Origin of the sequence: Parabacteroides faecalis (genome assembly GCF_022809355.1) — a bacterium.
GTDB lineage: Bacteria > Bacteroidota > Bacteroidia > Bacteroidales > Tannerellaceae > Parabacteroides > Parabacteroides faecalis.
Genome location: NZ_JAKZMM010000002.1, coordinates 1 through 12,174 on the forward strand (window position 1 = coordinate 1; position 12,174 = coordinate 12,174).

8 protein-coding genes are annotated in these 12,174 nt (G+C 37.0%); 3 read left to right on the top strand and 5 right to left on the bottom strand.

What is annotated here, in order from left to right:
- On the top strand, nucleotides 1–192 hold a 192-nt coding region (locus MUN53_RS00820; protein WP_243323012.1), incomplete at its 5' end, for an integrase core domain-containing protein.
- A gap of 300 nt (nucleotides 193–492) precedes the next feature.
- Here MUN53_RS00820 and MUN53_RS00825 read toward each other — a convergent pair.
- Nucleotides 493–1,839, bottom strand: a complete 1,347-nt coding sequence (locus tag MUN53_RS00825; protein ID WP_243323014.1) for an MATE family efflux transporter — start codon at nucleotides 1,837–1,839, stop codon at nucleotides 493–495.
- 69 nt (nucleotides 1,840–1,908) lie between these two features.
- On the opposite strand from MUN53_RS00825, the gene MUN53_RS00830 reads away from it, so the two are divergent.
- Both MUN53_RS00830 and MUN53_RS00835 read left to right on the top strand, forming a co-directional pair.
- Entirely contained in the window at nucleotides 1,909–2,202 is a 294-nt protein-coding gene (locus tag MUN53_RS00830; RefSeq protein ID WP_243323129.1) for a nitrous oxide-stimulated promoter family protein, read from the top strand.
- An 11-nt stretch (nucleotides 2,203–2,213) separates the two neighbouring features.
- On the top strand, nucleotides 2,214–2,972 hold the full coding sequence (locus MUN53_RS00835; protein ID WP_243323016.1) for a M20 family metallopeptidase: 759 nt from the start codon (nucleotides 2,214–2,216) through the stop codon (nucleotides 2,970–2,972).
- A gap of 2 nt (nucleotides 2,973–2,974) precedes the next feature.
- On the opposite strand, the gene MUN53_RS00840 is transcribed toward MUN53_RS00835, so the two are convergent.
- From MUN53_RS00840 to MUN53_RS00855, 4 genes are all read right to left on the bottom strand, one after another.
- The gene (locus tag MUN53_RS00840) at nucleotides 2,975–4,177 is read right to left on the bottom strand and encodes a glycosyltransferase WbsX family protein (RefSeq protein ID WP_243323017.1); all 1,203 of its coding nucleotides are present in this window, start codon (nucleotides 4,175–4,177) and stop codon (nucleotides 2,975–2,977) included.
- A gap of 144 nt (nucleotides 4,178–4,321) precedes the next feature.
- A complete protein-coding gene (locus MUN53_RS00845) occupies nucleotides 4,322–6,970 on the bottom strand; it encodes an alpha-L-rhamnosidase (RefSeq protein WP_243323018.1) in 2,649 nt (882 codons plus the stop codon).
- An 11-nt stretch (nucleotides 6,971–6,981) separates the two neighbouring features.
- Nucleotides 6,982–8,754, bottom strand: a complete 1,773-nt coding sequence (locus MUN53_RS00850; protein WP_243323019.1) for a RagB/SusD family nutrient uptake outer membrane protein — start codon at nucleotides 8,752–8,754, stop codon at nucleotides 6,982–6,984.
- A gap of 17 nt (nucleotides 8,755–8,771) precedes the next feature.
- Entirely contained in the window at nucleotides 8,772–12,146 is a 3,375-nt protein-coding gene (locus MUN53_RS00855; protein WP_243323020.1) for a TonB-dependent receptor, read from the bottom strand.
- Nucleotides 12,147–12,174 lie beyond the last annotated feature (28 nt).

A 12,174-nucleotide genomic window follows, 5' to 3' on the forward strand; every position in this document is an offset into this window, starting at 1 on the left:
GACAATGCTGTGGCTGAACGAGTGAACGGCATTATCAAACAGGAATGGCTTTACAGGATGAAGCGGCCAAACAACTTTGTTGAAGCAAAGGAATTGCTTGACAGGATTGTCAATTTCTATAATGAAAAACGTCCGCATAGAAGCAACCAGATGAAAACTCCTGTGCAAATAAGAAGTCTCTCTGAGACTTGACGCTCTTTGGAGGCTACGCGCCTCCAGCCGCTATGGACAAACTTGCGGTAGTTTTTTCATATTAATAAATGATATGTCACCATCAGAAGATTTGTACCTTATTGTATTTTTTATCTTTGCAAAGGTAAAATGTAAAGCCTTTTAGTAAGACTTATTTTATCTGTAGAGTTTTTTAGTAACGTAACAAAAAAGTGTAAAGTAAATTTAGGCATAGTCAATTCCTCGTTGGTTTTGTTTCAAAAGACGCCGGCTTTTCAGTAATTCCCGGCGTCTTTTGGATAAAAGCCGGCGTCTTTTTACCTAAACTCGCTTTATCTGTTTGATCTTCTTATATACATAATAAAAAGCGGGAACCAAGAATAAATCGGCAGCCAGCCAGGCAGTCGAATCGCCAAAGCAAACCGCCATATAACCCCATACCGGAACGGCAAACAAACTGACGACTGTACGGGCGATCATTTCGGCTACACCCGAGAACATCGCCAGATTCGTAAATCCGGCTCCTTGGATGGAGTAACGCAGAATACACAAAATACCCACCAAAGGGAAAAAGACAGCCGTAACATGTACATACAGGATCGCGTCTTTCAAGATCTCCGTTTCACTCGGATCAACAAACAAATAAAGGATCTGACGAGCTCCTAACATCAGAACGGCAAATGTAAACACAGCATAAACCAGCATCATGCCGGTACTGGATTTGATCCCTTGCCAAACCCGCTCAGGCTTGCCTGCCCCATAATTCTGCCCGACATAGGTAGCCATTGCAATACCCAGACTTTCAAACGGACACAAGAAGAACATCTTGACACGAGCCGCTGCCGTAAAGGCTGCTACACAAGCCGTACCCAACGCATTATTCGCACTTTGCAGCATGATGCTTCCGATCGCTGTAATCGAGAATTGTAATCCCATCGGAACACCAATCCCCAATAAATGTCCCGCCAGTCTCGAACGGAATTTCCGATCATTCTTATCTCCCTGGATAATCGGGAAATGACGGTACATATAAAAATAGCACAGCACGGCCGACACTCCTTGCGAAACAACAGTTGCCACACCAGCTCCCAATACGCCCCATCCCAACACTAGGATACAAAACAAATCCAACAGCACATTCAGGACAGTTGAAAACATCAGGAAATAAAAAGGTGTCTTGCTGTCTCCCAAGGCCCGGATAATGCTGGCCAGCAAATTATAGAAGAAGGTACACGGCACACCGATAAATGTAACCAACAGATACAGATAAGCATCCTTGAATATATTCTCGGGCGTCTGCATGATCCGCAGAATATCTGAACAGAAAAGACTGGTTATAAGAGCAACAGAGATAGACATGACAACCGCCAATTGCAAACTGACAGCCACATAACGACGCATCGTCTCATAATCACGTGCACCAAACTTCTGCGCAACCGGAATACCGAAACCACAACAGCAACCGTTACAAAAACCCAAGATCAGAAAAACAACAGAAGTACTTGCTCCAACGGAGGCCAAAGCATTAATACCTAAAAACTTTCCAACAATTGCCGCATCAATCAACGAATAAGTCTGTTGCAATACATTCCCCAGCAACAACGGCAACGTAAAACTAAAAATGAGCGTTAACGGCTTTCCAACCGTCATTTCTTTTGAAGAAGCCATAAGGTTTTCTAATTTTGCGGCAAATATAGAGAAGATTCAACAGATTGTGTTTATTACCGTATGGCAAAAATGTCGCGTATTAAGAAAGAAAAACAGATCGTCACGATCATGGTTAAATTATATTGCCGGAAGAAAGAAGGGAATCCTGAATTATGTCCAAGTTGCCAAGCTTTATTGGATTATGCTTACGCACGATTGGACCGTTGTCCTTTCGGCGAAAACAAGACAACCTGCCAGAAATGTCCGATCCACTGCTATAAGCCGGCCATGCGGGAAAAGATGCGTGAAGTAATGCGCTTCAGTGGTCCACGTATGCTTCTTTATCATCCGATTGCGGCTATCCGACATCTGTTCAACCGATAAATACAACTGATATGACTTATTCTGAATTATTACAACAACTGACGGTAGAAAGTCAAGATAACGGCGAGGTATTTACCCGAACCAATCGGTTGGAACGAATCAAAAGTCTGCTGCATGAGTCTTCTTATGAACTATTGTATGCTGGAAAGCTGGCTCTCATCTATGGGAAGAAAGGCGTTACTCCGGCAAAAGCCCGGTTACTCGTTTCTTCCCACATCGATACGGTGTACACCCATTGTTTCTGCGAGGAAACTGATACACATTGGAAAGGGACATTCGACAACAGTGCGACCAATACAGCCTTGCTCCAGTTGATGCTGGAGAATAAAATAGGCGACCATGTGCTGATCACCTTTACCGGAGATGAAGAGATCGAATCCAGAGGTGCACAGGAAGTCAAGCGCTGGTGCAGCCAGCAGACTTGGTATCCTTCAGCCATCCTTGTACTGGACGTCACGAATGAAGGTTGGGACGACTCCGTTTCCTTCTCCATCGAAAACGACCGTGGCTTCGATCTCCTCACTGCCCATCAAATTATCTCATCCATTCAGGAGTCAGAACAACCTTGTGTCTTTCTTCACGACGCCCTGCCCGATGAAACCTGGATCTATGGAGAGAAACAAAATCCCGACGACCGGAGCTATCCATGCCTCAGCCTTTGTCTTCCAGTAGGCGGAGACATGCACAGCAATACCGGCTGTTGGTTGAGGAAGGGAGAGCCGAAAATGTATATGAAGATACTATCAAGACTCCTAGAAAGCCTGGCATAACATCATTTTTTCTTATACACTTCATACTGCTTATCGACCATAATCTCTTTAACCGCCTGGATGTAATCAAAGCCATACTTTACATCCGGCAAAAGATAAGCACCTTCTACCCACTCATTCCATGCATAAATGGTTATTAACTTAGGTTGCTCAGGATGATTGTCACAATATTCCTTCGCTTTTTGTAGAAAGGCTGCAAACGATCTGGGCGACTGGTTAAAATGAACCACATCCTTCTGCGTCTTATGAGGGAAACGTGGCGTATCATCCCAACCTATAGAGGCATTCGGAAAATAAGGAATGGAAACAGCCTCACTCCATTTCTCCAGACGTTCAAAAGCTTCAGTGCCCCATTGGATATAATCTTCCGGATGCGGTCCGCCCCAGTTATACAAAGTCAAGCTGCTAATTCCTAAAACCTTTATCTGGTTTAAGAAATGATCATTCGGCTCTCCTCCCGTCATTAACTGGATATGCAAACCGGGGAAACCGGCTTTTTTTACTTCTGTCCGGAAATAATCCAGTCCTTTACAGGTTTCCTCCAAAGAGCCGAACGTCTTGATCAAATTATCCAAACTGAAAACAGAGAATACAGGTTCGCCCTGTATCTTATAATAATTAGGCTGTTTGAAATATTGCTCTATCACCCGCTGTACCACAATCTTGAAGTTAGGCCAATCAATAGCCCCGTTCCATAACCGGGAATCGTCATCCTTATACCGATGCACATTCCAATAATTACGAGCCACATCATGATCTGCCCACATAATATAGAAATTCATCTTCCGGTTATTCGGAGCTTTCAGGAAGCCGTCATTCAAGCAACTCTCCAGGAATGGTCCGTTATTAAACCAGTACCAATCAAAGATGAATGTATTAACTCCATGATCAGTAGCCAAATCAATCCAACGCTCCATCACTTTCGGGTCATTATCCAATTCATATCCCCACAATGGGATCTTCGGCTGATAATGACCAGGAAAACGAGGATTTCCTTTCTTGATAATCTCCCACTCACCCGTACCATCCGGCCACAACACCTCTCTTCCCATCGGATCGTCATGACAAGATGGCCAAATATAAGCAGCCACAGTATATTCAGAAGACATGTTACCATCCTTATCTCCTGATTTCGCACTTACAAATCCACTTGACAACAACAGTGCCAATAACAGACAGCCCGTCCATAAACTACATTTCTCCATAAGTGTTATTTTATAAGGTTATTTAAAAGTGTACACTTAAAATATCACCACCTCCATAATTAATAAATTTATAAAACACAACCAATATGTTTTACACTATTAGAGAGCAGTCTATTTTTCTAACATTTACAATTTTCAACCCAATTATTTACACTGTATTTGATAATGACCAGAAGATAAAAATAATTTTTTCTTTTCTACAGATTCATTCCCATTTACAAAAACAGATTGAGCTTCAACAGGTATTATTAATGTAGCTTTACTTCCTATCGGAATATTAACATCCATTGTATAAACATCAGGCTTCTTTTCCCAACAAACTTTTAAAAATCCATAAGGTGTATCTTTTGAAACCCTCACCCAAGAAATATCATTTACTAACTGAGGACAAATAATGAAATGTTTATATCCAGGCTGACTTTCGTCTGGGATAATTCCACCTAATGCTTGATAAAACCAAGATCCTATCCCATTATAACAGTTATGAATATGACTACGTTGACCATCCCAATGTTCCCATGTTGTTGTCGCACCACGATCAATCATATACAAATACCCAGGATATTCCCTTTTTTTCAACATTCCATACATAAAATCAACTTGATTATTTTTCGTTACCCACTCAGTTATAATTGGAACTCCAACTAGCCCTGTAGATAGATGCCCTTTAAAACGCTCTGCAGTTACTTGATATAAAGTATTTTTCACCTCTGATACTAAATTATCTGGAGTTGCACCACACAACATTGGATAAATTAGATCTATCTGTGTCCCTGTAGAATAAGTTTTCGCTTCTGGATCATAAAAAGTTTCTTGTATTTGCCTAATAAGAGTTTCATACTTATTGGTATAGATTCTTTTATCATTATTTTCACCCAACAAATCTGCAATTTTAGCCATAGTATGATAGCAAATTGCAATAAAACAATTATTCACAATATTAATTGACAAAGAGTCCGTCTGATCAATCCCTATAGGTGTAGCCCAATCTCCTAAATACCAGTTTCTATACGTTGTATTTGGCCATTTTTGTAATAAGCCATTAGGGGAATGAAGTTGAACATATTCTAACCATTGTTTCATATTAGGATAATACCTATCTAACAAACGAGTATCTCCATAATTTATATATGTCTGCCAAGAAGCAGTGATAATAAAACCACACCAATACGGTCCACCTCCTGCAGAAAACGGATTTGGAGCTGTATGTGGTAAACTTCCATCTTCACGCATGCAATCACCCCATGACAACATCCAATTCATATATGTAGGAGCTAAATTAAACATTGTTTGTCCCGTTAATGTTGAAGCATTTCCATCACCACCATATCCAAGTCTCTCAACATGAGGGCAATCCACCATATCTCCTCCGATCATCAAGCATTCTAATGTATGATGAATCATATTATGAATTAAATTTAAATCTTTGTCAGAACAAGCAAACGAAGACTTTCCTGTATAATCCGTATGAATCAAACAAGCTGTAATATCAGATAGTGCAGGAGACTCTTTTAAATTAGAAACTTTCAAATAACGATATGCATGATAATTGAATTTATTAGTAAAAACCTCATCCTCTCTACCCGAAGCTATATAATAATCTTCATAAACACCATCCCTAAATTGATTATTGCTATCCAAGAAATCACAATAACTAATCCTTATTCTCTGCCCAGTCTTTAATGGTGGAAACTTAATCTTTGTCCAACCTGTAAAATTCGTTCCCATATCAAATATCCAAGCTGTATCACCGGAAGCAACGGCTGTTTTAGGATGCCATTCCTTCTGAATTCGATTTAATTCAACCATTTGTGGTGTTACACTATGAGAAGGGACCTTAACCATCTTAACTTTATACCAATCTACTTGGTCCAACGAAGAGGTTGTTAAATCAGATAAAAGACAAGATCCATCAATAATCTCACCTCCCAACTGATGCATTCGCCACGTTGACTGATATCCACTTTCACGAGCTACCCAAGATTGATCCGTAATTAAAATTGTAGAACTATTTCTTCCTTTTACAGATTCCAATTGAGCACGAAAAAATGGACCACCTTTAACAACACCTGGAATACCATCATGATACCAACCTTTTCCAAGCCAAACAAGTAAATCATTATCTCCTTCATTCAGAAAATCTGTTACATCATATGTTACAACCAAAGAACGTTTATTAAATTGGGAAACAGCAGGAGTTAATACGGCATCACTTACAGGTTTTCCATTTAAATAAACTTCATGATACCCCAATGAATTAACATGTAATAATACTTTTTCGTCAGATTGAGTCCAAGAAAATGTTTTTCGGAACTGTGGTGATTTGGGCTCTTCCAATTCATCTATCCCAATATATTGGGCTTTCCAATCATCTGACTCTAATAGACCTACTGCAAAAAAAGCAGGTTCGCTCCAATCTGTCACATTTCCTTTTGAATCCCAAACACGAACTTTCCAATAAGCCATACTTTTTGAAACTAAAGGTTTTCCTTGATAATGGACCCATATTGATTGATCAGATTTAACCTTTCCTGTATTCCATAAGTCTGCTTTATCTTCCGATAATAATACCTCAGAAGAAGCTACTAATAATTGATATGCAGTCTGTTCTTCACCTAAATTAGGAGATGTTAAAATCCAACTAAAATGAGGTGTTGTGTTATCTATCCCTAACGGATTTATTAATGCTTCACATTTTAATTGACCAACCTGTAAAAATTTTTGTTGACTACATGAAAGCATTAATAACATATAAATAAATAAATAAATTTGTCTATAAAACACTATCTTCATATTAACAATATTTACCAACCTGGATTTTGTTCCAATTTCACATCTTTATTTGTATCTATAACAGTTTGAGGAATAGGCCACAAATTAAATTTTTTATTTAAAGTTGTACGTGGATAATCCCAGTAAGCATATTTTTTTATACGATCAACAGCAACAGTTCCTCCCATCCTTAGTAATGTATTCCAACGACTTTCTTCATACACCAACTCTCTGGCCCTTTCATCCAATATTAAATCAAGATTAATATCTTTTGCTACTACTTTATATTGACATTTTGCTCGTTCTCGCAATAAATTTATATCATTCGCAGCTGATTGCATATTACCCAACCTATATTTTGCCTCTGCTCTTAATAATATAGTTTCAGGTAAACGGATCAAATAATGGTCTCTAAAAATATGAGACCTATTTTCTCCATCCTCAATACCAACATAATAATCCGGTCCAATTTTACATGAAATAGGATATAATTGAGTCGTTGCTACATCATTTCTTTGTCCAGAAGCATCTTCTCTGTATAAAACAGACCAAGGAAGTAATTTCCCATAATATTGAGACCCTGGTACATTTCCAAGAATTGTTCTACGAAATACCGCGTCAGAATTTCTCATATCAACATTCCATTTCCCTTCATAAATCAAATCTCTTGTATAGAAGGTTGGTTGTACAGCACAAGTACCTAATCCACCTACATCCTCCATTGAGCCTGTCGCATACTCTCCTCCTTGATCCCTAAATACAGGACAATAATATCCTGCATAAATAGTCCCTTTAGAACCTTCTTGTTTATAAACTTCATAATCAAATTGGATGGCCCAAATAGATTCTCTATTTCCTGCTTGATAATCTTGATTCCCCACTTGGAATAAATCCCAAAATACATTCCCGTCAATCCCATAACCTGCATTTTCATAAGAATGTTCTTCTGTCTGCTCAGCTTCAGAACTTGCATAATAAAATTGAGGATTTTCATTTGCCCTCATTCCAAATCGCTCTGTCATCAATGAATATAAACCTCCATCAATAACAAAATCTGCATATTCTATAGCCTTAAGATAAGCTGCATTTGAATCTCCTCCTTCTTCCGATAGAACAATACCTTTGTCTATATAAAGCTGACACAAATTATGCTGAGCAGCTGCACGAACTAACCTACCAGCTTCTTCTGAAGTCTCTGGTAAATCATCCAAACATGCTTCAAGTTCATCTATAGCAAATTGATAAGTTTCCAAACGAGTAGAACGCTCATAATCATAACGAGGTTCTATTGCTAACTCTGTTACAATTGGAACACCTCCATATAATTCTCCCAAATTCCGATAAGCAAAAGCTCTAAAAAAGCGAGCCTCTGCAATTATTCTTGCCTTCTCATCTTCCGAAGCCCAAACTATATTATCCAAATTCGCCGCCATCAATGCTGTATTTGCCATATTAATCAATTGATAAAAAGCAGAATATACGGAATAAAAGCCTTTTGTTTCCGAATTAAGAACACTATAATCATTAAATCGATTTGCTAAACGAATTGTTGCAACATCATACATATCCGTTCCATTACCCAAACAATATGCATAGAAATCTAAATCCCAATTTTCTTGTGGGCAATAAATATATCGAACTTGATCATAACAACTTGTTACTACAGCACTTACTTGACTGGATGTCGTAAATATATTATCTATTGTATAAAATGTTTCAGGATTTTCATTCAAAAAATCATTATCATTACAACCAAACAACATACTAGTCAATACCAACACTCCTAAATTAATATATTGTTTCATAATCTTTTCATTTTTAATTAAAAACTAATATTAGCACCTAAAGATAACGTGGTAGAAACAGGATAAGCACCACTAGTTAAAACATTACCCAGTTCAGGATCACCGCCCTTCCATCCTGTAATAGTTAAAACATTCTTACCTGTAAAAAATACTTTTAAATTATCAATACCGATTTTTTTTATACAAGGTTGCTTAAATATATACGAAATCGTTATATCTTGCAATCTTACATAAGAACGACTTTGTAATCCTAAGAATTTACTATCACCAGAGAACCAAGCTGCAGGATATTCATTATTAGGATTCTCAGCAGTCCAATATGGAACATAAATATTATTGGCACTAAAGAAATCTGAACGACCACCAGCCATATACGCAGGCAAATTGCTTTCCTGAAAATAACCATTACCTCCAAATGTTCCAGTAAATAACATATACAATTCTAAATTCTTCCAAGAAACAGTATTACCTAAACTCAATTTGAAACGAGGATCTTTATTTCCAATAATAACTCGATCATCAACAGTAATTAAACCGTCCCCATTTATATCTACATATTTAGGAGTACCAGCCTCTACTCCATTAGCATCCATATATTCTATATCATTTGTTTGAACAATTCCATTTTGTTTATAACCATATATTGAATGAATAGAATGCCCTATAAACAAATTATTACCTATATCATCATCCTCTATACCATCAGCATTTAAGTCATCACCATATAAATGAGTTAATTTATTTCTATTTAGCCAAAAAGTTAAACTCGTCTTCCAATTCCAATCTTTTGATTGAATATTAACTGATGAAAGCGTTATCTCAACACCTCTATTTTTTACCTCGCCCATAGATGATTTCATTGTAGTAAAACCAGTCATAACAGGTATCGTCCTATTAAAAAGTTGGTCATATGTTTTGGAAAAATATATATCTAAATCTGCAAATAAACGACTATTGAACCAAGATGATTCAAAACCAAAATTCCAAGCTTCTGTTGTTTCCCAACCTAATAGAGTATTACCTATCACTGATTGCTTTATACCATAAGTAGGGGAACCTATATTACCAAAAGAATAAAAAATACCACCAGAAGAACCTGTAGAAACCGTAGATAATGTTCCATAAGGATCAAGTCCTTGATTACCATTTTTACCCCATGATAATTTTAATTTCATGTCATCCAAAAAATTTATTGATTTCATAAATGATTCATTTGTAATACGCCACGCAGAACCAACCGCCCAAAAATTCCCCCATTTACTTTGTAAACCAAAAACAGAGGCTCCATCTCTCCTATAAGAGGCTGTTAAATAATATGTATTACTAAAGGAATAAGATATTCGACCAAAATAACCTATATTTCTTCTTTTTGTATTATTATTATTCCATTTTTGAATTTTCGCATAATGTAAACCATTTAATCCCAATATAGTATTACCATTAGTTGAAAAATCGGAGCCTGTCATCTTTTCATCTTTCACATATTTACTATCTCGAGTAGCAACAGCTGTTAAATCAATTGAATGTTCTCCAAATGAATTTTTATAATTTAAAATATTATCTATTACCCAACTTGTTGTTTTTATATTTTGTACATAACCATTTGCTACCGATAAATAATTTTGTTGAGTTGTTATAGAATAACGAGAATCATCATCATATGGGCCAATTGGTGCAAAATAATTTTCATGATAAAATTGACCTACTCTACGATAATCCAAATTACCAGCATAATTTAAACGATAACTCAACCCTTCTAACCAAGGAATTTTAACTAACATAAAAGCATTCATTCTAAAATTATTACGCAAATCTACATCATCTACACCTCCTGATTCAACATCCCACAATGGATTCACTGCTTCACTTTGTCCATTAGGGTATTTTTCTAATTGTGTTGAATTAGCTCTATACAACATATCATAAGGTGTAAGAATTTGTGCATTTGTTAAATTCGCTCCAATTCCAGAATAATCCGAATGTGTATATGCAGCATCAACGCCAATCTGCAACCAATCTGTAATATTCGTATTTATTTTACCTAAAACAGTCATACGAGAGAAATCATCACCTTTGACAACACCTTGATTATCTGTATAAGAAGCGGACATATAATAGTTCATTTTATCTCCAGCCCCAGAAACAGCTATCTGATAGTCTTGCATCCACCCAGTACGAGTTGATTCATCTAACCAATCTATTTCATTACCTGCCTCATAATTCACTTTCTCTTGACTAAACAAGAAACTATAATCCTCATACTTATTTTTATCTCTAACCATATTTAACCATTGCTCACCTTTCAATAACTTAGGTTTAAGATGCCAATTCTGCATACTACCTGCAACATTAAGATTAATAACAGGTTTCCCTGTTTTACCCTTTTTGGTTGTAATAATAATCACACCATTTGCCGAGCGTGATCCATATGCAGCAGCCGATGTTGCATCCTTTAATACATCAAAAGAAGCGATATCATTTGGATTAATATCATTAATATTTCCCATAAAAATAATTCCATCTACCACTATTAATGGATCATTGGATCCCGATATTGAGTTTTGTCCACGTACCTGCATTGAAGGTTGCCCTCCTGCAGAATTTGTTGCACCAATATCTAATCCAGAAACATTACCCTTTAGTGATTCTAAAGCATTTGTATTAGAAGATAATGCTATCGGAGAATTTTCTAACTTAAAAGAAGAAACAGAACCTGTAAATTCTTTTTTTGTCGTAGTTCCATATCCTACAACTACCAACTCATCCAAAGACTGACTATCTTCTCTTAACGTAATAGAAAATGTTTTTTGGTTTCCTACTTTTATTTCCAGGTTGGCATAACCAATATAAGAGATTTGCAAAGTTGCACCTTCTTCTATATCCAATGAGAACTTACCATCCATATCGGTAATCGTTCCGTTGGTGGTACCTTTTACCATTACATTAGCACCAATCACAGGCATACCAGATGGATCAACGATGGTTCCGGTTACAACTTTTCCGGATTGTTGAACCACAGCATCTTTCTGCATCAACAAGATATTATTCCCCTGCATGGCATAAATAATGTCTGTCCCAGCAAACATTTGGTTTAACACTTCGGCAACCGTTTCGTTGTTTGCCTGGATCGTCACAGTGTTGTTCAGATTTACTTTGTCATGATTATAGACAAACAGATAATCTGTCTGTTCTTCGATTTGCTTGATGACTTCTTTCGCCTGCTTCTGATTTGCATGGATATTTACCCGCAGACTTTGTGAGTTAACATTTATAGCAAAGGCCGAAGAAACACATAGTACTCCAAATAATGAGGTTAGCTTCATCAGTCTAAAAATGTGCTTAAATTCGGTTAACGACAAGGCATTTGACACCTTGATCAACTTTTTATTCATAACTTTGTTGCAATTAATTTGTTGGTAT